The sequence below is a fragment of the Bradyrhizobium sp. FW305-F6 genome, assembly GCF_058782905.1.
Genome location: NZ_JBYSYD010000013.1, coordinates 13,933 through 33,994, shown reverse-complemented (window position 1 = coordinate 33,994; position 20,062 = coordinate 13,933). Strand labels below are relative to the sequence as shown.

The window sequence follows — 20,062 nt, the reverse complement described above, 5'->3', positions numbered from 1 at the left end:
CGATAATCGGAATTGCCCAAGCCGCTGCGGCGTGGCCCAGCAGAACGATGCCCAAAACGGCTTCCGTTACTATCACAGTGACCTCCACCGCGCGGCGGCGGCCCAAGGCCGCCGCAACCGCATGGGAACGCCGCCGCCACGGGGCGGATCGTCATCGCCGCCGCCATCGAGCTGGCGCAACGCTGCTAGTATGTCGCTCAACCGTACCGAATTGCCGGTGCCGGGTATCTCCCGCAAATCGGGGCAGGACTCGACCGCGTACATGTCGGACGCCCATGAAGACAGGATGATTCGCTTCTCAGGGATCGAGAGATCCTTGTCATTCAGGACTTCCACCGGCGAACTGTAGTGAGCGGCGGGGTGGAAGAATGGATGCATGCCACCGCCAATGTTGACGTTCGTCATGAGTGCCTCCCTATCACTCCTTTCTAAAGGGATGGTGCTTGCGTTATGAGCGGCGGCGCGGCATGCGTCGCCACCCGCGTTTCGTATTCGTGCGCAATCACGTCTGCCGCGAGATCACTCCGAGAAAGTGTGACTTAGCTCAAGGTCACAACTCAGCATCCGTGTCGGGCCATTCTACGCTGCCTTCTTCTGTTCAATTTGAGAAGAAGAGGCCTCTCCGCTTCCGATCTGGATCTTGCGTGGTCTCATGGCTTCCGGAATCTCTCGAACGAGATCCACGATCAAGAGGCCATCCTGGAAGATCGCCTGCTTCACCTGCACGTAGTCGGCGAGGCTGAAGACCCTCCGGAACGGTCGCGCCGGGATACCCTGGTACAGATACTCGCGTGCAGCACCATCGGACTTCTTGCCTTCGATCGTGAGAGCATTCTGCTCGGCCGTCACGGAGACGTCGTCGACGCCAAAGCCGGCCACGGCCAGCGTGATTCGATAGTGATCTTCACCGGACCGCTCGATATTGTACGGAGGATAGTTGTCCTCGGTCGGCTGGCGCGACATGCCGTCGACAAGGTCAGCCAGATGGTCGAAGCCGACGGTGTTGCGCCAAAGTGGCGTAAAATCAGGTGTCCTCATAGCCAAGTCCTCCAAAGAGCAATATGGATACGAAGCTAAGGCAGGACGGGAGTTTCGGCTGGAGTCGAAGACGCCCAGTCCAGCGCCTCGTGCCGAGCCCGGCCTGGCGCTCGACACACCGCAGTCGCGGTCGAGAATCGAACTAGAACCGACACGCGTGAGTTCAAGAGGCGATACGTACTTTTTCTGACAGAAGCTGCTTAGCCACTACGCGGCGAAGCGATCCAGGAGCGCGCCCTGGCGTAGATCGTCTATCGCTCGCCGCTCTCGCTCAATTCGGGATTGATAAAGCTGGCGCTCTTCCTCACTCGTCGCGGTCTTAAGAAGGCGCTCGTAGTGACCGATCACCTTCTGGCTGCCCCGGATGAGAAAGTCGCGGACGCCAGGCGCGATAGCTGTGCTTGAGGCTGCGTCGGACCCTCCGCGGGCGGAATGCCTCGCCGAATTTAGTCCGGACATGATCGTCGCTCGCTCTTGATGCATTGCAGCGGGAGCGGCCGGAGGGTCGCTCCCTGACGTTCAGCTTGTTGCCGCCACTCCGGCCGGACGGGGTGTCGGCTGCGGCCAGATTCCCATCGGCGCAGTGGCCGGCGGCAGCAAAATGTCGATCTTCATCTTTGCTGCCTCAGGCTGCCATTTCATCCACGGCATTGTATCAAGATAAGGGATCGGCGGCAGTGGCAGGCCGGTGAAAGCACTCTGCGTCGTCTCGGCTCCGCGCGGGCTGTCCATGCCGTAGGCACCAAAGGCGGTCATGGAAATTGCGCTGCCAATCGCGAGCGCCGGCAGGTGTCGCAGCAGGTTGTGTTTGGTCTCCGTTCGGGCGGAGAACGTATGATGATGGCTCATCTATACTCCTCCAATCGTTCGACAACAGACCCAGGCGAGAGTGAGAAAGCTCAGGGAAAACATGAACCAATGGGTCGCGTCCTGTTTCATCCTGAGCCGACGATGATCAGACCTGTTCATGCGAGACTCCTCTTTGATTCTCTCCTCGTATCGGCAGAGCCCGGCCGTCCTCGGCCGGACTCTAACGTTTAGAAGTCCATGGCGGGAGCTGCCGGAGCAGGTTCTGCCTTCTTCGGCTTCTCGGCCACGAGCGCCTCGGTGGTGATCAGCAGCGAAGCCACGGACGCGGCGTCCTGCAAGGCGGTGCGGACGACCTTGGCGGGATCGATCACACCGGCTTTCACCAGGTCCTCGTACTCGCCGGTCGCCGCGTTGAAGCCCCAGTTATAGTTCTGGTGCTCCAGAAGCTTGCCGACAATCAGTGAGCCATCCTCGCCGGCGTTCTGCACGATCTGCCGAGTCGGCACCTGGATGGCGCGGCGAACGATCTCGATACCGGCCTTCTGGTCCGCGTTCGCGGTCTTGATGGCCTCGAGCGCTTTGAGCGAACGCAGAAGGGCAACGCCGCCGCCGGGAAGAATGCCTTCCTCCACCGCCGCGCGAGTCGCGTGCATCGCGTCGTCGACCCGCTCCTTGCGCTCCTTGACTTCAACCTCCGTCGCACCGCCCACGCGGATCACCGCAACGCCTCCGGCAAGTTTCGCCAGCCGCTCCTGCAGTTTTTCGCGATCATAGTCGGAGGTGGTTTCCTCGATCTGAAGCCTGATTTGCTGGGCGCGCGCCTCGATATCTTTCTTGGCGCCCGCGCCGCCGACAATGGTGGTGTTGTCCTTGTCGATGACCACTTTCTTGGCCCGGCCAAGCATCTTCACTGTGACCTTTTCCAGCTTGATGCCGAGGTCCTCGCTGATAACATTGCCGCCGGTCAGGATCGCGATGTCCTCCAGCATGGCCTTGCGACGGTCGCCGAAGCCCGGCGCCTTGACGGCCGCGACCTTCAGTCCGCCTCGTAGCCTGTTGACGACTAATGTCGCAAGCGCTTCGCCTTCGATATCCTCCGCGATGATCAGGAGCGGCTGACCGGACTGAACGACCTGCTCCAGAAGCGGCAGCATAGTCTGCAAGCCGGACAGCTTCTTCTCGTGAATCAAGACGTAGGGATCCTCGAGTTCGACGCGCATCTTCTCGGGATTCGTGACGAAATATGGCGAGATGTAGCCGCGGTCGAACTGCATACCCTCGACCACTTCGAGCTCCGTATGCAGGCTCTTGGCCTCCTCGACGGTTATCACGCCCTCACTGCCGACCTTGTTCATGGCGTCGGCGAGGAAGCGGCCGATTTCGGTGTCGCCGTTGGCGGAGATTGTGCCCACCTGGGCGATCTCATCGTTGGAGGTGATTTTCTTGGCGTGTGATTTCAGATCGGACACGACAGCGTCGACAGCCAGATCGATGCCACGCTTCAGGTCCATGGGATTCATGCCGGCGGCGACTGATTTTGTGCCTTCTTTGAAGATGGCCTGAGCGAGCACGGTAGCCGTGGTGGTGCCGTCGCCCGCAAGATCATTCGTCTTCGACGCGACTTCGCGCACCATCTGTGCGCCCATGTTCTCGAACTTGTCTTCCAGTTCGATCTCTTTGGCGACGGTCACGCCATCTTTGGTGATGCGCGGCGCACCAAACGATTTTTCGATGACGACGTTGCGTCCTTTCGGACCGAGTGTGACCTTCACCGCGTTTGCCAGTGTATCGACGCCCCGCAGCATGCGCTCTCGGGCCTCAGTTGCAAATTTCACGTCCTTGGCAGCCATTTCTTGAGTCTCCTTTCCGCTATGACTGTCAGCGCGCTACGCTGCCTTCTTGACCGTGTCTGTTTTCTCGATGACACCCAGAAGGTCGCTTTCCTTCATGATCAGGAATTCCTCGCCGTTGATCTTGACTTCGGTGCCAGACCACTTTCCGAACAGGACACGGTCGCCTGGCTTGACGTCGAGTTGAACGAGCTGGCCCTGTTCGTTGCGTGCGCCGGGCCCGGTGGCGACAATCTCGCCCTGTTGCGGCTTCTCCTTCGCGGTGTCTGGAATGATGATGCCGCCGGCGGTCTTCTCTTCGGCGTCGAGACGTCGCACGAGCACGCGATCGTGCAAGGGACGGAAATGCATGCACATCCTCCTTGGCTAGGTCAGCGATGTCCACAGAACCGGGTCCATAGCGGCCCCCGGCGAAAATCCACCTAGGAGCGAGGGTTCTACTTTCAAGTGGAAGTGAGCAAATTTTCTGCCCCAAATCTGCTCATCGATAGCGCCCGCGGCTCGAAGCTTCATCGGCCTCGGAATCGCTCGCCGCGCAGTTGAAAACTTAGATCATCAAACCGAGATGTTGCTCGGCCGCGGAGCAACGCAGCACATGGAGCATCGTCGAAAGGAGGGTGATCAGAGATGCGGACCTTGATGGTATTCGCTGCTTTACTCGGCATGATGGTTTCGCTGCAGGCGAAGGAAGCGGAATCGCTGCGAGCGTTGCGAGGCTCGGGCGCCGCCGTTAAGCAAATCGTGAGCAATCAAAGCTCACAGCCGCCTGGCAAGCTCGCAAGAACAAGGGCCGATGCCCGCAAGGACCGTGAATTCTCAGCGGAAGCCATTGTGCCTGACATCTGCACCGGCTGCTGATCTATCGATCGGCAGCCGGTCAGCGGTTGTGTGATCCTCCTAGTATGCCCCTGCTGATGCAGTCTGAAGATCGGGGAGACGAGCGCAGATCATCGCCTTGATACGCTTCAAGGCACGCTGCTCGATCTGGCGAACTCGCTCGCGAGAGATCCCGAACCTGGCAGCAAGATCGTCCAGTGTTCTTTGCTCTTCTGCCATGTAGCGCGCTTCGACGATGGTGCGTTCTCGCGGCGAAAGCGCGCTTAAGGCTTCCGAGAGTGCGGCCTTGCGCTGTTCACGGTCTCCGGTCTCCACGAGCAGGGTTTCAGGATCAGGCGACGAATCGGCGAGCCTGTCCTGCCATTGTTCGCCTTCTTCGTCACTGAGCTGAACGTTCAGCGTCATGTCGCCACGGATCCGCCCATTCATCTCGACGACGTCGGCTTCCTTGACCTGAAGGTGCTCAGAGATCTGTTTGATCTGTTCCGCCGAAAGCTCGCCGTCCTCCGGAGCACCCAAACGCGCCTTCAACTTTCGAAGGTTGAAGAACAGCTTTTTTTGTGCGGCCGTCGTGCCGAGCTTCACCAGTGACCAGGACCGCAGGACGAATTCCTGCACGGATGCCTTGATCCACCACGTGGCATAGGTGGCAAGGCGAAATCCCTTTTCAGGGTCGAACCGCTTGACCGCCAGCATCAATCCGACATTGGCTTCCGAGATAAGGTCGGCAATCGGCAAACCGTACCGCCGGTACTTCAGCGCGATTTTGGCAGCCAGCCGTAGATGGCTCGTCACCAAACGGTAGGCAGCTTCGCGATCGCCAAAATCCCGAAGACGCCTCGCGTACATCGCTTCTTCCGACGCATCGAGCAGCGGAAAGTTACGGATCTGTTGCAGATACCGGGACAACCCGGCTTCCGAATGGATGGCAGGGAGGGCTGAGGCAATTGACATGACTTGCCCTCCCTTCAGGCGCCAGAGCTGTTCTTGAGTTTGAAGGGAAGGCGCGACCGCGCGAGCCCACCGAGGCAAGTGAGACCGGCAGACCGCGAAGTGAAGAGACCGGTGGCTTTCATATCCAAATCCTCCATGGAGCAAGATGGTACGAGCCGCCGCGTTGCCCGGCTTAGCTGGGCCCAGAAGGCGCCCAGCGAAACTCAGGCCGGCGGCGCCGAAAGAACTGCGAAGCCAACGGGTTGTTCCATGTTCTGGCTAGCCCATTGGTCGGAAAATCTCGGTCAATTCGGACGACCTGTCGAACCGCCGCCATCCCCCGGACGAATGGACGGTCCCAAAACGGTGGGCTTGCCATCGTGCCCGCGGTCACCTGCTCGATTGAGGTGGAGCGCAAATCCGCTTGTCCCAGGCCTCTCAACCCGGGCGCGGAGCCGCATACTCAGGGATCAGGTCATCCCCGCCATTTTGTCGCCGATACGGCATGGGCTGGTGGTGGCAAGCGACCGCATGCGCATCCGCGGACCGTCGGCAACGCCTTCGAAGCCTCTTATCGAGGTGGCTCACGATACGAAGGGCCTTGAAACCGGCCAAGCCCGTTCTAATTCCAAGAGTGCAGCGCGCGGCGATGCGCTGCTCCGGGTGCCTCTGAGGACCCGGTGATCGGGCGCCAGCTACGGTGTCCGTGCGCTCGTAACCATGTTGCTCGAAAGGAGGATGTGGCTATGACCACCTTTGACTTCAGTCCGCTGTGGCGATCGACAGTTGGATTCGACCGCGTATTCGATCTTCTCGAAGATTCCGCCCAATGGACCGGCGACAACTACCCGTCCTACAACATTGAGCGGAGCGATGAGGACCACTATCAGATCTCGCTCGCTCTGGCCGGCTTCTCGCCTGATGAGGTGACGATCACGGCTGAGCAGAACGTACTGACGATCGAAGGCCGTAAGGCGGACAAGGGTGCCCATCAGTTCCTGTACCAGGGTATCTCGTCCCGCCCGTTCCGTCGGCAGTTCAACCTGGCCGAATATGTGCAGGTGAAGGGCGCTTCCTTCGTGGACGGCATGCTCAAGATCGAGCTGGTGCGCGAGGTTCCCGAAGCGATAAAGCCGCGCCAGATTCCCATCCAGGCCGGCAACGACAATCAGAAGCTCGAGCACAAGCAGACGGCTTAAGTCTTGGCCGAATCGCTCCCGTCGCGCGGCCTGCGCCGCGCACGGGAGCATTGTCCGCATTTCAGCCGATAGTCGCTTCGTCTCTCCGCTAGGGAGGAACTCCGGCTGGCCCGGATCGAGACTTGATCAGAGAGCCACAGTGAAGGCCATGGAAAGAGCAGTTCCTATCGATCTTGAGCAGATTAAACGTAAACTGCTTGCTGCGTTCGAGCGCCACGGCAGCGATGGCAGGGCTATCACATTGCAGAGTCTGGAAGTTAGCGTCGGAACGCACGCAGCCGCGAAGGAGTTCAGGCTCGCGCTGAAGGATCTCATCCACCGTGGACTAGTGAGGCGCGCGGGTGAAGACCCCATTCCCGGCTCTGCGATCGCCTTTCGGCTTGTCGCGCCGGTGATGCGGGAACGCGAGGGTAAGACCGTGGACCAATCCGTATTTAACGCGACACCTTCGGGTTCTGCGGAGCAGACCCAACCACCGCGACGACACCGAGCCAGCATGCCCGCCTGCTAGGCGAGCTTTGCTGTGGCAAAACTTCGATCACAGATGGCAGACGTTTTCTCTCGCTTAAGGGATATGACAGAAAATGGACGACTATAGCGACATTGTAACAGCAAGCCTTCCGCTCCTATCTGCCGGAATCATGCTGGTTGCTGGCCAGATCTACCTCGAAAACTACCCCACTCGTCCGAGCCAGCCATCGCAACAGGAGGGACAGCCAGCCCTCATCTCTCGAGCGCCGTCATCTACCGGCTGGCCGATCGAGCCGCCCCGAGCTCACAAGCGGCGCGCGAGCTGAGTGCGCGAGGGCGCAACATTGCTGCTCAGCGACCGCAGACTGTCCTTCGGCATCTTCGCCCCAACAACACACTCGGTCACCTCGCCAAGGCCAACCTCGTCCAGCCATCGAGTTTCATTCCCGGAAGCACCGTGTCGGGCACTAAGAAGGCCCGGCGGAAACCGGGCCTTCTTCTCGTCACCAGGCGTACCAGTAGGGATCAACCGGCGGATAGTAGCGGACTACCCGATATGGGCGGCCGTAGTAGTAGGGCGGACCGTAGACCGGTCCATAATAGATCGGGGGCGCGGCAGCGGCCGCCAATGTTCCCGCGAACAATCCGAGAGCAAGCCCAGAAGTGATACCCGGGCCGCCCCAACCATGGTGACGCCAATGGGCCGAAGCCGGCGCCATCGTTCCGATGAGGAGCGTTGCCGCCGCGACGATTGTAAGAGCAAGCTTTCTCATATCATTTCCCTCAAGCTTCTACGCGCTCTCCGCACTAATCTCATCATGGTCCTCTTAGCCGAACCGCTGTTCAGCTATAGACTGAATTAGAAGTGTCCGGGGCAAGTTCAAGTGACAAACGTCCGTCGCCGTGCGGTTGTCTGTACGACATCAGCGCAACGGAGATGCTACCGCTCCCTTGCCGCGGACGCGCAAATCGTGGACGAGCGGGTCAGCTCCCATCGGCCGCGATCAGCGATAACCGGCGCGGGTCAAGGCCCAGTCGAGTTCGCGTAACGATGGCCGGACCAGCGCAAATTCCATCGCTGATTTGAACCTGGTCCTAACGGCCTGGGCGAAAGGAGTGCGGGGCGTTTTTGGTGGTCATTGCTCTCCGCCCTGTCGCAATTACCTACCGGGGTAGCCCTGTTGGTCGGGACCGTGCAGGGCACGTACGCGCTGACTGATTGCGGGCCTCATGGGCCTGCTGATTCGCGGCTTTCCCGAATGGGGCGCTGTGGGCGATTGGACTGGCTTTTGGGGGCGTAACACTGATAGGCATGGCTCTGGCCGCGCACAGCGAAAATCTCGACCGAGTGATCCATAAGCTGTCGAAGGGACACGAAGACGCTCGGTTGAGCCGGATCGTCGTTTCTCTTGAAAGCTGACGAACTGCAGGGCAGCGAGCCCTCATGCTGCCAGTTCTGTCCTAGACTCGTTGTCTTGGACAGAAGCGCCCTCCGGCGGAGGGCTCTTGGAATGAGTGGCAGCCCGTTCAAGCTCGAGCAAGGCGAACTCGACTTCAGGCAACCGCGATTGCCGCTGTCCTTGCGGTTTTTCGTCGGCGTCAGCTTGCCCGAACAGGTATTCGGTCCAGGCCCAGTTTATCAGGATCGAGCGTTTCGCCTCAAGTGAGAGAGAGGCATCCTTCACCACTGCCATGGGTGAAACCCACCCTTCGTCCCCTCGCAGGTCGTGGCGGGCTTCGGCGCCTGCAATGGCCTCCGTATAGCTCGTTTGCAGGGCACCAAGCCCCAGACGTTCGAGCGTTGCATCGGAGAAGGCGCGCGTAATTCCAGGGCCCACTTCGTATGACTCCGTGCGCTCGTGCCAAGGCGTCTGAACAGCGTATTTTAGCCCCTGCCGCTCAGCATAGCGAAGTGCTGATCTCAGGGTCGGAAACTTGAGCTCGACCTGGGCCAGCGGATCATCATCAGAGGTCCAACCCATCAAAGGCTCCAGGTAAGGGGCGGTGCGGCGCTTGAAGACGAGCCGCCAGTCTTGGCAATGAGCTCTTCCCGAACTCATCGGCGAAGGCGACGCCCTAAAGATGATGGCTATTGCACCCTTCGGAAAGACGGACGGGGTGAAAAGCTGGTCTGCCGGACGATTGTCATTGGCAGACACAGCCTCTGATACCGATTGTTCCAAGACTCTGGTTTTCACGACCTTCATGTTGTCCCTCCCATATCCGTGGACCGCACGGTTTGGCCGCGCCTCGTGGCAGTCCTATCAAAGGATGACTGAATGAATGATTTCGCGCCGCTTCTTTTGCAGCGTCACGGCCATCAAGTTGGGTATCTGCTCGCGAGCCTTCAAGAGCTCGCCAGAAAGTAGAACAGCGCCGCTGCTGTCCCGTGCTCACCCACTTGAAAGTTGCTCGGACGGTTCTTTGTTGTCCTCCAGCAGCTCTGACGTCGCCCCATGAGACTCCGGCCGGAGCCGTCAGGTGCTCCCGGCCGTAAAGCAAGGCGTCGTCCGACTGTATCCAGGCACACACCCGTGCTCATCAAAAATTCGGGATATCGACCGGCGTCTTCACTGAGTCTACGAGGGAGGTTCACCTACCGATCGCGGAAACCAGAGCTCTGTGAGACGCAAGGGGTTGAAGGCGCTCGTGATTGCGGAGACGCGGCGTCCTGCGCCCTCGGGGCAGGTGGGAAGTGAATCAGATCGCACGCAGACCCTCCCTGGGCATTTCCCGTATCAACACGTCAATGTCACTTTGCTCCAACGTTTCCTTCTCCAGTAGCTTCTTTGCCGCGCGGTCGAGGACCGGACGCCGTGTATTTAGGAGGCCCTGAGTGCGTTGGAAGACTTGATCTACAATCGCTTTCACCTCGCGATCGATCGCAGCGGCGGTCTCCTCCGCATAGTCTCGCTCGTGAGCTCGATAGGTCTGATCGGGTCCTCCGAGAAAATTGCCAGGCTCGCGGTCATAGGCAACGCTGCCGAGTTGCTCCGACATGCCATAGCGAGTCACCATGCTTCGCGCGATATCGGTTACCCGCCGCAGATCGTCGGCGGCTCCCGTCGATAGATGGTCAAACACAACTAGCTCAGCCGCACGGCCGCCGAGAAGTACGGCCATTTTGTTTTCCAACTCCTCTTTGGTCATCAGGAATCGGTCCTCGATGGGCCGCTGAATAGTGTAGCCCAGTGCGCCGACTCCGCGGGGGATGATCGAGACCTTGTGCACAGGATCGACACCGGGCAGTGAGAGCGCGACGAGCGCGTGGCCCATCTCGTGGTAAGCAACGATCTCGCGCTCCTTGGGATTGAGCAGCCGGTTGCGCTTTTCCAAACCGGCGACCATGCGCTCCACCGCGTTGTTGAAATCGCTCATGCTAACCGCTTCGGCCCCACGGCGTGTGGCTAGAAGAGCGGCCTCATTAACAAGGTTGGCAAGGTCGGCCCCGGTGAATCCGGGTGTTAAGGCCGCAACGGCTTCTGGCTGGACGTCACCTGCGAGCCGCACCTTCTTCATGTGGACGTTGAGTATATCGATACGGCCCTTCTTGTCGGGGCGGTCGACCAAGACCTGTCGGTCAAAGCGCCCAGCGCGCAACAGGGCAGGGTCGAGGATTTCCGGCCTGTTGGTTGCGGCGAGGATGACGAGCCCGGAGCGGGAATCGAAGCCGTCGAGTTCGACCAGCAGCTGGTTGAGCGTCTGTTCCTTCTCGTCGTGCCCGCCGGCGAAGGGGCCGATACCGCGGGCTCGGCCAAGGGCGTCGAGTTCGTCAATGAAGATGATCGCCGGCGCCTTCTCGTGAGCTTGCTGGAATAGGTCGCGCACCCGGGCAGCGCCAACACCCACGAACATCTCTACGAATTCAGAGCCCGAGATTGAGAAGAAAGGCACCCGAGCTTCGCCCGCAACCGCCTTCGCCAGCAACGTCTTGCCTGTTCCCGGCGGGCCAACCAGCAGCACGCCCTTAGGCATGCGGCCACCAAGACGACTGTAGTCGGTAGGATTTTTTAGAAATTCGACGACCTCGCGCAATTCGTCCTTGGCTTCGTCTACCCCCGCTACATCGGCAAACGTCACGCCAGTGTTGGATTCGACATAGATCTTGGCCTTGCTCTTGCCGATCGCCATTAGTCCGCCGCCAAGACCACCTCCCTCAGCCATGCGACGGCCGATGTACCACCATAGCCCAAAGAAAAGCAGTACGGGCATCACCCAGGAGAGGAGGTCTCGCAGAAAGGTGCTCTCGATTTGCCCGGTGAACCGGACGTTGTGCTTTTGGAGTTCTTGCGCCACGTCCTGGTCGACGCGCGTGGTCACAAATCTTTTCTGACCACCCGGCAGCGGCTCCTTTAACGTACCCTGCAATGTGCGGTCGGAGATGCCGACGGCGTCGACTTTGCCCTGCTGTAGCAGCTGTAGGTATTCGCTGTAAGGAATGACAGCGATCTGCGTAGCCGTCGCGATAAGATACTGAATGAAGAAGACCGCAAAAACGGCGACAAGAGCGTATCCGATATTGAAGCGGGTTTTGTTTGTCATGGCCAGACCCCTAATGTATAATGTGCAACCAACTTTGCCCAAACGCCTTTGACGTGGTCTTGGTTTCAACGTTGTGTTACGAGACTATCAGCCGGCTGCAATTTCGCTGGAGGATGCCCAACTGAGCAGTCGTAAGATTGTAGATCGCTTCTTTGGCCATTGCTCGTCGCCTAGAATGAGTTCATGCATCTTGAGGCGACGCCAGGTCGGGCAACGAGCACCCGATGACTGCTCCTTGACATAGTGCCTCGCGCCTTTTTCGGAGAACAAGGTTGGTGGCCAAGACCGCAGAACACTGTCCGTCAACCGGAGTGGTGAGCAGTGGCGGTGGGCCAGAACGAAGAGGCCGCCGAAAGAGGCAGCTTCATAGCCCAAACGAATTCCGCATGTGGCGTAGCATGTTCAGCGCGGCATCGGTGTAAGTGTGGAGGGTGTAAGACCGGTCTGCGACAACACTGCTAAAATCAAAGGCAGTAGTATGGTTTGCGGCTTGATTCCGAAAGCGTCCGCCTCGTGGTTACCGATTCTTAAGTAGGACGCTTCGACGTCCTCGCGAAGGACACGGTCGGGTGGCGCGTCTGTCCTCTGGTCTCCGGGCAGCGTTAACGCCATGTGACAGTACGGTACCCCCAACAGCTCAGTATCGCGGTCGGCGAGCCAGTCTTCGGCGGCGGCCTTGGCCGGGCAGTGCCGGTTGCGGCAAGATTTTGTAGGCGGTCGTGCTAAACACGCAGTCCGCTCAACACGCGAAATGTTCACCAAGTGACGCGGCGCTGCAGCGCTCGATCGCCGACATTACCTTCAATTGGTCGAGGCTAACATGGCCGGCATGTGCTTGACGTCATGCCGCGCCATGGTCGCAAAAGATGTCCGCAACCTCAAAGGCCAGGCATGACACGCGCGCGTCAGCCTTGGTTGTATCTCCTTGAGGCTCAAGTGCGATATGCTCCAGCGGGCTCATGACCTCGCTGATCGTTCTGCTGGCGACAGGGCGTCAACTTATGAAGAAACTCGTCACATATCTCCTTTCGCGCTCGTCGTTAACCCATCGATCTTTGAGCCACGGTTGCCGACCCGGACGGCTATTATACGCACATTGGCAGCAATCCCTGCCGAAAGGCGAGGGCCACGGCGTGGGGAAGGGTCAGTGCAGCAAGATTTCGCCTGGCATTATCAAGATGATACTTCACCCCACGAGGAGAAACTCCGAGAAGCTCCGCGATGTCCTGCATCGTCTTGCCATCAGAAATCCACTCGAGACACTGCCGCTCGCGCTGAGTGAGGGGACTTTCCTGCTTAGAGTCCGGGGGCGCGCGTCCGATTCGGGCGGCGTTAACATGCGCATGAAAGGTGAGACCCATCCTTTCAAGCATATCTTGCGAGGTCTCGATAAAACGATCGAGTCCAATGCTGCGGTCGTCTACCGCTAACGTGAACGCTGCGAACTGATTCTGTCTTGCCGGAACGCGAATCGTAAGACCGGTCCTGATCTTGAAGCTGAGCGCATCGTCAAACAGACGGCGTTCTTTCGCCGACTTTGCGCTTCGCGCTTCACGTCCATCCCACAGAAACATCCGGCTTGTGTTTCGCGGATCCTGAAGAACGGGATCGATGTTGTGATATCTTTCCCGAAAATAGTGGTTGGTCCAACTCTTCGGATAGGAAGAGATCAGCTTGGGGCCATTCGCGCGGTGGCCAAAATAGGCGAACCAGCGAAAGCCCAATGCATGCGCGGTTCGCTCCGCGACGCGTCTAAAATCATCTTCCGTATGGGCAGAGTGAAGGCAATCGACAAACTCATCGCATGCTCTTTTGACATTCTTCATTGCACCCCTTTTAGAACTTTCTCTGGTTCCCAAACGCGACAGCCGCGCAACATTCGCGCGCTGCGTGTGGGTGTGTATTGCGGCCTTGCGGCAGCTTTGCGGCAAGAACGATTCCAAACAGCCCTGTCAGAACTGACAGCGCAACGCCGTGACCGCGCCTGCTCTCTTGATCTCGAAGCTGTGATTCGTAAGCGAGAGGTTAAGAATGAAGGTCATTGCGCGCACGCGTATGGCGCTCCTGCACGACTCTGAACTAACAATGGGAATGCACCGTCTGCGGGCGCGCGTGTTCAAGGAGCGGCTCGACTGGGACGTCTCTGTCACAGGTGGCATGGAGATTGATCAGTACGACGCCTTCAGGCCGACTTATCTATTGGTGGTCGAACGGCGCGAGGTTGTCGGTTGTGTTCGCTTGCTGCCCACCACCGGGCGCAACATGCTTGCCGACACGTTCCCAGTGTTGCTGGATGGCCACGCGGCGCCCAGAGCAGCCAGTATCTGGGAGAGTTCGCGTTTTTGCGTGGATACCAAAAACGTCGCGGCTACAGCCGCCAACGGCTTGCGGGAAGCGACGTTCCTGCTCTTTGCGGCAATGATTGAATGGGGCCAGCAGTGCGGCCTGCAAGCCATCGCAACGGTTACTGATCTGCGCCTGGAGCGCATCCTGCGCCGAGCGGGATGGCATCTCGATCGCCTCGGCACGCCGCGTCAAATCGGAACCACCACGGCCGTCGCAGGACTGTTGCCAGTCACCGATGACGCCCTCCGGGCGATCCGGGCAGCCGGCAAGATTTCGAAGCCGGCGATTGAGGCTCCGTCGAGCACGGCGCTCGCGGCATAGCGTCGAGCGCTCTGCAGCTCCTGGCAATAACAAGAGGCTATCAAAATGGATCCAGCTGCATTCGCGGCTCTAGCCGAACGGTGCGCCCCGACGCCAGAACTGGTTCGGCCGCTTACGGCCATTGTGCGGAAGGCGAGCTCGTTCGAGCCGCTGCTGATCACAGTTCAGGCGCGCAAACCGGTTCCGATTCAGGCAAGTGACCGTGACGAAGCGATCCAGTTCGCGACCGAAGCCATCGCCACCGGCCAGCCGGTCCGGACCGGTCTCGCTCAGCTTGATGCCGCGGACATGAAAGAGGCCGGACTGACAGCTACCACGACCTTCGACGCCTGCAAGCACATCGCGGGGCTCGGCAGATTATTCCAGGCCCGATTGCAAGCAGCGAACGTGAACGCCTCCGGCCATGATCAGGCCATTGCCAGGGTCGTCGCGAGCTTCGCGACTAACACTTCCCGAACAACGCCCGAGCCCCGAACCCCGCCCGGCGATGCCGACATTTCCACCGGCGAGACCCCGAATCTCAACGCGCCAGCTCCCGCCATCAGGGAGCGTCCGAACTGGGACGTCTATCGCTCGGGCCTTGGCACGTCAGCCTTCGTCTATGGGCGATTATGAACTCTTTTGTTTTGCCTCAATTCAAAACCGCGGTCCGGGCTGGTCCGGCTGCACTGCAATCGGAGCTCAGTCGTCATGACTTCTCGTGTTAAACAAGCCGCTACACTCGTGTGCATGGGGGCCGTTCTCAGCATCGCCTTGGTCGAGCCTGCGCTCGCGCAGACCGCGAACATCGAGGGTGTGCTGCAGAACATCGTCAACATGCTCACCGGCAACGTCGCGCGCCTGCTGGCGACGCTGGCGGTCATCATCGTCGGCATCGCCTGGATGTTCGGCTATCTCGATCTGCGCAAGGCCGCCTATGTCGTACTCGGCGTCGCCATTACGTTCGGCGCCTCCGAAGTGGTCTCGACCCTGACCGGGGGTCGTTGATGATTGAGGCCACGCGTCTCACGGAGGATACCTTATTCCTCGCCTGCACGCGGCCGGCCATGATTGCCGGAGTCACCATGGAAGCCATGGCGCTTAACGTGATGTTTTCCTGCATCCTGTTCCTGGAGGCCGGAAGCATCATCTACGGCCTGGTTGCGATCCCGATCCATGGTCTTTGCCGCGTCATCTGTCGGTATGACCCCAACATGTTCCGGATTCTGCTCGCCTGGATCGAAACCCGCGGACGCACGCGCAATGGATCATTCTGGGGCGGATCGTCCTGCACGCCGCTCAAGCTCGTTCGGCGATATCGAGCACGAGACCTTGGCTATGCGTAACGCAGCGCTCAAAACCCGGGAGATCGGGCCCGATGTCTACCTGCCGTTCGGCCGACACGTCACCGATACGGTCATCAGTCTTACAACGCGCGCTCTGCTGACGGTGATCCGGCTCGACGGCGCCTCGTTTGAGACCGCTGAGACGGCGGATCTGAACGACCTGCATGCCAAGCTCAATCTCACCATGCGCAATGTTGCAGATCCGCGGCTGGCGCTCTGGACCCATCTGGCCCGACGCCGGACGTCGGACTATCCGGACGGTGCATTCCGATCGCCATTTTCAGCTTCGCTAGACGCGCAATATCGCGACCAGCTCCGCAAGGCGGCGCTATTTCGCAACGATCTCTATCTGACGCTGGTGTGGCATCCCGGGCGCGCCCCCACCGACGCCGCGGCTGCGTTCTTCAAACGGCTTGGCTGGAGCGCTGCGGCTTCCCTCGAAGTCGACAGCGCCGGCATCAAGCGGCTCAACGATGCCACGCGCGATATGGTCGCGGCATTGGAGCGCTACGGCGCCCGTGCCCTCGGACTGATTGAGCGCGACGGCATCGTATTCTCAGAGCCAATGGAACTGCTCCATACCGTCGTCTCCGGCGAGTGGATGCCGATGCCATTGCCACAAGGACCGATTGGCCCGGCACTTTACTCAAACCGCGTCATCTTCGGCCGTGAGGCCATCGAAATCCGCAGCGCGGGCGGATCGCGCTTCGGCGGCATGTTTGGGCTTAAGGAATATCCGGCGTCGACAAGGCCTGGCCTGTTGAACGCGCTGCTTTCCGCGCCTTTCGAGGTTATCCTCACCCAATCCTTGGCGTTTTTGTCGAAAGCAGACGCCAAGACTGTCCTGACGCGCAAACAGAACCAGCTGGTCTCAGCCCAGGATCCGGCGGCCTCGCAGGTCGATGAGCTCTCTGACGCGCTCGACGATCTCGAATCCAACAGGTTCGTGCTTGGAGATCATCATCTCTCGCTGCTGATCTATGCCGAGACGCCTTCGCAGCTCCAGGATCACATGAGCGTGGCCCGGCGCGCTTTGGCCGACGCGGGCGCCGTGGTGGCCCGCGAAGATCTCGGCCTTGAGGCGGCCTATTGGGCGCAGCTCCCGGGGCTGTTCAAGTATCGGGCGCGAACCGGCGCGATCAGCTCGCGCAATTTCGCGGCATTCTCTCCGTTCCACACCTATCCGACCGGAAAGCCTGCCGGCAACCTTTGGGGACCGGCGGTTGCGATGCTCAAGACCGCGTCCGGCTCGCCGTTCTACTTCTCGTTCCATCACGGCGATCTTGGCAATACCTTCATCTGCGGCCCCTCCGGGTCTGGCAAGACCGTCGTGCAGAACTTCCTGCTGTCGCAGGCCGAGCGGCTCGGCGCGACTTACGTCTTCTTCGACAAGGACCGCGGGGCCGAGATCTTCGTCCGCGCCGCCGGCGGGACCTATCTGACGCTCCACAACGGCGTTGGGACCGGCTGTGCGCCGCTCAAGGCGCTGGAGCTGACGCCAGCCAATCTTTCCTTCCTGGGCGCACTCGTCCGAAAGCTTGTCACACCGGAAACCCGTCCGCTGACCGTCACCGAGGAGGAGCGGATCGACTCCGGCTTGCGAGCGCTTGGGCAGCTGCGGCAGGCGGAACGCTCGTTCGGGGCGCTGCGGGCTTTTCTCGGCCAACAGGATCGCGAAGGGATCGGCGCCCGGTTGGAGCGATGGTGCCGGGGCGCACCTTTCGGCTGGGTGCTGGATGGCGAGCAGGATGCGATCGGGCTAGAGGCCCGGTTCATCGGCTTCGACATGACCGATCTCTTGGATCATCCCACCGTTCGCACACCGCTCATGATGTACCTGTTCCATCGCGTTGAGCGCCTGATCGACGGACGGCGCCTGATCATCGACATCGACGAGTTCTGGAAGGCGCTTGGCGACGAGGCGTTTCGGGATCTCGCCAACAACAAGCTGAAAACCATCCGCAAGCAGAACGGCGTCATGGTGTTCGGCACGCAGTCACCACGCGATGCGCTGGCTTCCCCGATCGCACACACCATTGTCGAACAGTGTCCCACGCAAATCTTCCTGCCAAACGCGCGGGGAACACGCTCGGACTATGTCGATGGATTCCATCTGACCGACACGGAATTCCGCCTGATCAAGGAGGAGCTCGCGCCCGAAAGCCGACGGTTTCTCGTCAAGCAGGGCCACAACTCGGTGGTGGCGGAACTTGATCTCAGCGGTTTCGACGATGCGCTCGCTGTGCTGTCCGGACGCACGGAGACGGTCGAACTGCTGGACCGCATTCGGGCGGAGGTCGGCGACGATCCGGTCCGCTGGCTGCCGGTCTTTCACGCCGAACGGAGGACAGTCCGATGACGGCTCTGCGTATCCCGATGGTTCTCACATCCGTCTCAGTCCTGACCCTCGTGATGACATCACCTGCGGGAGCCGAGATTGTGTTCGATCCTAGCGTCTATGCGCGGCAATTCGAGCAGCTGACGGAACTGAAGAAGCAGGTCGATACCCTGACGTCCCAGCTCAAGGTGGCGCAGGACCAATTGAACCAGGCCAAGCAGCTCTATGACAGTTTCAACAAGCGGACCAACGCGAACGACATTGGCGCGCTCTTGAACACGCCGCAGTTCCGGAAAGTTCTGCCCCAACAGTTCTCCGATATCGAACGCCTTGTCGCGGGGCAGGGTGGCGGCAACTTCGCCGACGCGATGAACCATTATCTTTCGCAGAACCGCGCCTATGCCGGCAACAGCGGCAATTCGTATTATCAGAGCGAGCTCGACCGGATCGCACGGCAGACTGGCGCCAAGCACTCCATGGGCCAGGCTGTCTATGACACAGCATCGCAGCGTATCGAAGCACTCGAAGACTTGAGAACGCGCATCAGCTCGGCCACCGACGTCAAGGAGACGCTCGATCTGTCCGCGCGGCTGCAAGCCGAACAGGCGTTGCTGCAGAACGACGTGCTGCGGATGCAGGGTCTTGCAATGATACAGCAGGCCCGCACCGACATGGATGGCCAGCGGGAGCGCGAGAAACAACAGCAACTGATCGATGAAATGAGCGCGGCGCTGCAATGAAATTGAACACCTCCATTTTGGTACTCACTCTCGTCGCTGTTCTTGCAGGCTGTAACGAGGACAACAAGAGCGAGCGCACAAACACGGTCGGCTGGTACCTCGACCATCGGGACGAGCTTGCGGCGGTTCTCACTACGTGCGGCGACAATCCCGGAGAGTTCGCGAAGACGCCGAACTGCATCAACGCGAACGAGGCTCGCAACAAGATTACCGTCCAAGAGATGGAAGACGCCCTGAAGTAAGGATCGCCGCGATGGCCATAAACGTCTTTGATAGCTTTCTGAAGGAGTTCGAGCAGCCGATCACGGCATTCGTGTCGACCTCGGTATCGAATCTTGCCTCCTACATTGATGGTCCCCTCCGCACGGCCGTGATGCTCTATGTCATCTTCTACGGTTTTGCGGTGATGCGCGGCGCAATCTCCGAACCAATCATGGAATTTGCCTGGCGGGCGATGCGGATCGTGGTTGTGGTTCTGCTAGCGACCAACTCGAGCGCGTTCCAGCAATACGTCACGGGGCTGTTTTTCGATTCCTTGCCGAAGGAGATTGGCAATGCCTTGGCGGGTGCCGGGCTGAATACCAATTCCGGAGTTCCGTTCGATCAGCTTCTGACCAAAGGCATTGATGTCGCTAATAAGATCTACAAACAGGCCGGACTGACCAACATCGCACCAGCGCTGGTCGCCGCCATTCTCCTAGTCTTTGTGGCGGTGGGCTCCTTCTTGCAGTTTGCCATCCTGCTCTATGCCAAGGTTGGTTTGGGCGTTGTGATCGCGCTCGGCCCGATCTTCATTGCGCTTGGACTCTTTGAGGCCACGCGGCCGTTTACGGAAGCCTGGCTTCGGCAAGTCGCGAACTTCGTGATCCTCCTGGTCCTCGTGGTCGCTCTGGTCGGACTGATGCTAACGACTGTTACCGGCTTCATCGACAGGTTTGCGGCAAACGCCGGCACGGCTGGGGAGATGGTGGTGGCCGCTGTCGCCATCAGCGCGGTGCTCGGCCTGTCCGGTTACATCTCGCTTCAACTGCCGGTCATCGCAGGCGGCCTCGCCGGAGGTGGTGCGTCGCTGGCAAGCCGGCTCGTCACGAGCCCCATGATCGCCAACGCCACGACCGCAGCCGGCGGCGCTTATGCCGGTGCCCGCTGGTCGGCCAGCCGCGGTCTCGACGCACTCCGAGCGAGCCGGCAAGGCGGCAGTATGCGGCGCACGCGATCGCAGGGGTCCACGGCGGCGTAGGCAATCATCGTCGGTATCAGACGACAAAGACAAACAGGGGCATCAGAACGATGTGGCGTCGACTATTTATCA

Annotated in this window: 21 protein-coding genes and 1 pseudogene; 11 read left to right on the top strand and 11 right to left on the bottom strand. The window is 59.9% G+C overall.

Annotated features, from left to right (window positions below):
• Positions 1–72: 72 nt before the first annotated feature.
• The 5 genes from AC3WLX_RS35340 to groES all read right to left on the bottom strand — a co-directional run bounded on the left by AC3WLX_RS35340 (position 73) and on the right by groES (position 4,049).
• Complete coding sequence (locus tag AC3WLX_RS35340) at positions 73–405, bottom strand: hypothetical protein (RefSeq protein WP_024342332.1); 333 nt, start codon at positions 403–405, stop codon at positions 73–75.
• Between the two features lie 174 nt (positions 406–579).
• Positions 580–1,038, bottom strand: a complete 459-nt coding sequence (locus AC3WLX_RS35335) for an Hsp20 family protein (protein WP_024342333.1) — start codon at positions 1,036–1,038, stop codon at positions 580–582.
• A gap of 519 nt (positions 1,039–1,557) precedes the next feature.
• Positions 1,558–1,887: a hypothetical protein gene (locus tag AC3WLX_RS35330; protein WP_024342335.1), complete on the bottom strand. Its 330-nt coding sequence runs from the start codon at positions 1,885–1,887 to the stop codon at positions 1,558–1,560.
• Between the two features lie 188 nt (positions 1,888–2,075).
• Positions 2,076–3,698, bottom strand: coding sequence for a chaperonin GroEL (gene groL, locus AC3WLX_RS35325; RefSeq protein WP_028139167.1), 1,623 nt, complete (start codon positions 3,696–3,698; stop codon positions 2,076–2,078).
• Between the two features lie 36 nt (positions 3,699–3,734).
• A complete protein-coding gene (gene groES / locus AC3WLX_RS35320) occupies positions 3,735–4,049 on the bottom strand; it encodes a co-chaperone GroES (protein WP_028139166.1) in 315 nt (104 codons plus the stop codon).
• Positions 4,050–4,325: 276 nt separating this feature from the next.
• On the opposite strand from groES, the gene AC3WLX_RS35315 reads away from it, so the two are divergent.
• Positions 4,326–4,556 (top strand): hypothetical protein, encoded by a 231-nt coding sequence (locus tag AC3WLX_RS35315; protein ID WP_024342338.1) that lies wholly within the window; start codon positions 4,326–4,328, stop codon positions 4,554–4,556.
• Between the two features lie 39 nt (positions 4,557–4,595).
• Here the strand turns inward: AC3WLX_RS35315 and rpoH are convergent, their stop codons facing one another.
• The gene (rpoH, locus tag AC3WLX_RS35310; RefSeq protein ID WP_029674525.1) at positions 4,596–5,489 is read right to left on the bottom strand and encodes an RNA polymerase sigma factor RpoH; all 894 of its coding nucleotides are present in this window, start codon (positions 5,487–5,489) and stop codon (positions 4,596–4,598) included.
• Positions 5,490–6,214: 725 nt separating this feature from the next.
• Between rpoH and AC3WLX_RS35305 the strand changes: the two genes are divergently transcribed.
• Together AC3WLX_RS35305 and AC3WLX_RS35300 are read left to right on the top strand one after the other, a co-directional pair.
• Positions 6,215–6,667, top strand: a complete 453-nt coding sequence (locus AC3WLX_RS35305; RefSeq protein ID WP_024342340.1) for an Hsp20 family protein — start codon at positions 6,215–6,217, stop codon at positions 6,665–6,667.
• A 139-nt stretch (positions 6,668–6,806) separates the two neighbouring features.
• On the top strand, positions 6,807–7,178 hold the full coding sequence (locus AC3WLX_RS35300; RefSeq protein WP_155248720.1) for a hypothetical protein: 372 nt from the start codon (positions 6,807–6,809) through the stop codon (positions 7,176–7,178).
• 463 nt (positions 7,179–7,641) lie between these two features.
• Here the strand turns inward: AC3WLX_RS35300 and AC3WLX_RS35295 are convergent, their stop codons facing one another.
• The 5 genes and pseudogenes from AC3WLX_RS35295 to AC3WLX_RS35275 all read right to left on the bottom strand — a co-directional run bounded on the left by AC3WLX_RS35295 (position 7,642) and on the right by AC3WLX_RS35275 (position 13,506).
• Positions 7,642–7,911 (bottom strand): hypothetical protein, encoded by a 270-nt coding sequence (locus tag AC3WLX_RS35295; protein WP_080672325.1) that lies wholly within the window; start codon positions 7,909–7,911, stop codon positions 7,642–7,644.
• Between the two features lie 669 nt (positions 7,912–8,580).
• A complete protein-coding gene (locus AC3WLX_RS35290; protein WP_024342345.1) occupies positions 8,581–9,345 on the bottom strand; it encodes an NADH dehydrogenase ubiquinone Fe-S protein 4 in 765 nt (254 codons plus the stop codon).
• Positions 9,346–9,838: 493 nt separating this feature from the next.
• A complete protein-coding gene (ftsH, locus tag AC3WLX_RS35285) occupies positions 9,839–11,680 on the bottom strand; it encodes an ATP-dependent zinc metalloprotease FtsH (protein ID WP_024342346.1) in 1,842 nt (613 codons plus the stop codon).
• Positions 11,681–12,274: 594 nt separating this feature from the next.
• Positions 12,275–12,578 (bottom strand): annotated as a pseudogene (locus AC3WLX_RS35280) (transposase zinc-binding domain-containing protein); the annotation flags it as partial.
• Between the two features lie 187 nt (positions 12,579–12,765).
• Positions 12,766–13,506, bottom strand: a complete 741-nt coding sequence (locus tag AC3WLX_RS35275) for a helix-turn-helix transcriptional regulator (RefSeq protein WP_024343423.1) — start codon at positions 13,504–13,506, stop codon at positions 12,766–12,768.
• 205 nt (positions 13,507–13,711) lie between these two features.
• On the opposite strand from AC3WLX_RS35275, the gene AC3WLX_RS35270 reads away from it, so the two are divergent.
• The 8 genes from AC3WLX_RS35270 to AC3WLX_RS35235 all read left to right on the top strand — a co-directional run bounded on the left by AC3WLX_RS35270 (position 13,712) and on the right by AC3WLX_RS35235 (position 19,990).
• Complete coding sequence (locus tag AC3WLX_RS35270; protein WP_024343422.1) at positions 13,712–14,347, top strand: acyl-homoserine-lactone synthase; 636 nt, start codon at positions 13,712–13,714, stop codon at positions 14,345–14,347.
• 45 nt (positions 14,348–14,392) lie between these two features.
• Positions 14,393–14,962 carry a lysozyme family protein gene (locus AC3WLX_RS35265; RefSeq protein WP_024343421.1) on the top strand — a complete coding sequence of 190 codons (570 nt, stop codon included), beginning with the start codon at positions 14,393–14,395 and terminating at the stop codon, positions 14,960–14,962.
• 75 nt (positions 14,963–15,037) lie between these two features.
• Entirely contained in the window at positions 15,038–15,334 is a 297-nt protein-coding gene (locus tag AC3WLX_RS35260) for a TrbC/VirB2 family protein (RefSeq protein WP_024343420.1), read from the top strand.
• Positions 15,334–15,672, top strand: coding sequence for a VirB3 family type IV secretion system protein (locus AC3WLX_RS35255; RefSeq protein WP_024343419.1), 339 nt, complete (start codon positions 15,334–15,336; stop codon positions 15,670–15,672). The genes AC3WLX_RS35260 and AC3WLX_RS35255 overlap by 1 nt, the downstream gene beginning before the upstream one ends.
• Complete coding sequence (locus AC3WLX_RS35250) at positions 15,665–18,031, top strand: VirB4 family type IV secretion/conjugal transfer ATPase (protein WP_024343418.1); 2,367 nt, start codon at positions 15,665–15,667, stop codon at positions 18,029–18,031. Before AC3WLX_RS35255 ends, AC3WLX_RS35250 begins: the two co-directional genes overlap by 8 nt.
• A complete protein-coding gene (gene virB5, locus AC3WLX_RS35245; RefSeq protein ID WP_024343417.1) occupies positions 18,028–18,750 on the top strand; it encodes a P-type DNA transfer protein VirB5 in 723 nt (240 codons plus the stop codon). The genes AC3WLX_RS35250 and virB5 overlap by 4 nt, the downstream gene beginning before the upstream one ends.
• Positions 18,747–18,992: an EexN family lipoprotein gene (locus AC3WLX_RS35240; protein ID WP_024343416.1), complete on the top strand. Its 246-nt coding sequence runs from the start codon at positions 18,747–18,749 to the stop codon at positions 18,990–18,992. Before virB5 ends, AC3WLX_RS35240 begins: the two co-directional genes overlap by 4 nt.
• Before the next feature lie 11 nt (positions 18,993–19,003).
• Positions 19,004–19,990, top strand: coding sequence for a TrbL/VirB6 family protein (locus AC3WLX_RS35235; protein WP_024343415.1), 987 nt, complete (start codon positions 19,004–19,006; stop codon positions 19,988–19,990).
• Positions 19,991–20,062: the final 72 nt, after the last annotated feature.

What these genes read in the sequence shown, in the direction of transcription:
- AC3WLX_RS35340 (WP_024342332.1), bottom strand. Translation starts at nt 405, where the DNA reads ATGACGAACGTCAACATTGGCGGTGGCATGCATCCATTCTTCCACCCC.
- AC3WLX_RS35335 (WP_024342333.1), bottom strand. Translation starts at nt 1,038, where the DNA reads ATGAGGACACCTGATTTTACGCCACTTTGGCGCAACACCGTCGGCTTC.
- AC3WLX_RS35330 (WP_024342335.1), bottom strand. Translation starts at nt 1,887, where the DNA reads ATGAGCCATCATCATACGTTCTCCGCCCGAACGGAGACCAAACACAAC.
- groL (WP_028139167.1), bottom strand. Translation starts at nt 3,698, where the DNA reads ATGGCTGCCAAGGACGTGAAATTTGCAACTGAGGCCCGAGAGCGCATG.
- groES (WP_028139166.1), bottom strand. Translation starts at nt 4,049, where the DNA reads ATGCATTTCCGTCCCTTGCACGATCGCGTGCTCGTGCGACGTCTCGAC.
- AC3WLX_RS35315 (WP_024342338.1), top strand. Translation starts at nt 4,326, where the DNA reads ATGCGGACCTTGATGGTATTCGCTGCTTTACTCGGCATGATGGTTTCG.
- rpoH (WP_029674525.1), bottom strand. Translation starts at nt 5,489, where the DNA reads ATGTCAATTGCCTCAGCCCTCCCTGCCATCCATTCGGAAGCCGGGTTG.
- AC3WLX_RS35305 (WP_024342340.1), top strand. Translation starts at nt 6,215, where the DNA reads ATGACCACCTTTGACTTCAGTCCGCTGTGGCGATCGACAGTTGGATTC.
- AC3WLX_RS35295 (WP_080672325.1), bottom strand. Translation starts at nt 7,911, where the DNA reads ATGAGAAAGCTTGCTCTTACAATCGTCGCGGCGGCAACGCTCCTCATC.
- AC3WLX_RS35290 (WP_024342345.1), bottom strand. Translation starts at nt 9,345, where the DNA reads ATGAAGGTCGTGAAAACCAGAGTCTTGGAACAATCGGTATCAGAGGCT.
- ftsH (WP_024342346.1), bottom strand. Translation starts at nt 11,680, where the DNA reads ATGACAAACAAAACCCGCTTCAATATCGGATACGCTCTTGTCGCCGTT.
- AC3WLX_RS35275 (WP_024343423.1), bottom strand. Translation starts at nt 13,506, where the DNA reads ATGAAGAATGTCAAAAGAGCATGCGATGAGTTTGTCGATTGCCTTCAC.
- AC3WLX_RS35270 (WP_024343422.1), top strand. Translation starts at nt 13,712, where the DNA reads ATGAAGGTCATTGCGCGCACGCGTATGGCGCTCCTGCACGACTCTGAA.
- AC3WLX_RS35265 (WP_024343421.1), top strand. Translation starts at nt 14,393, where the DNA reads ATGGATCCAGCTGCATTCGCGGCTCTAGCCGAACGGTGCGCCCCGACG.
- AC3WLX_RS35260 (WP_024343420.1), top strand. Translation starts at nt 15,038, where the DNA reads ATGACTTCTCGTGTTAAACAAGCCGCTACACTCGTGTGCATGGGGGCC.
- AC3WLX_RS35255 (WP_024343419.1), top strand. Translation starts at nt 15,334, where the DNA reads ATGATTGAGGCCACGCGTCTCACGGAGGATACCTTATTCCTCGCCTGC.
- AC3WLX_RS35250 (WP_024343418.1), top strand. Translation starts at nt 15,665, where the DNA reads ATGCGTAACGCAGCGCTCAAAACCCGGGAGATCGGGCCCGATGTCTAC.
- virB5 (WP_024343417.1), top strand. Translation starts at nt 18,028, where the DNA reads ATGACGGCTCTGCGTATCCCGATGGTTCTCACATCCGTCTCAGTCCTG.
- AC3WLX_RS35240 (WP_024343416.1), top strand. Translation starts at nt 18,747, where the DNA reads ATGAAATTGAACACCTCCATTTTGGTACTCACTCTCGTCGCTGTTCTT.
- AC3WLX_RS35235 (WP_024343415.1), top strand. Translation starts at nt 19,004, where the DNA reads ATGGCCATAAACGTCTTTGATAGCTTTCTGAAGGAGTTCGAGCAGCCG.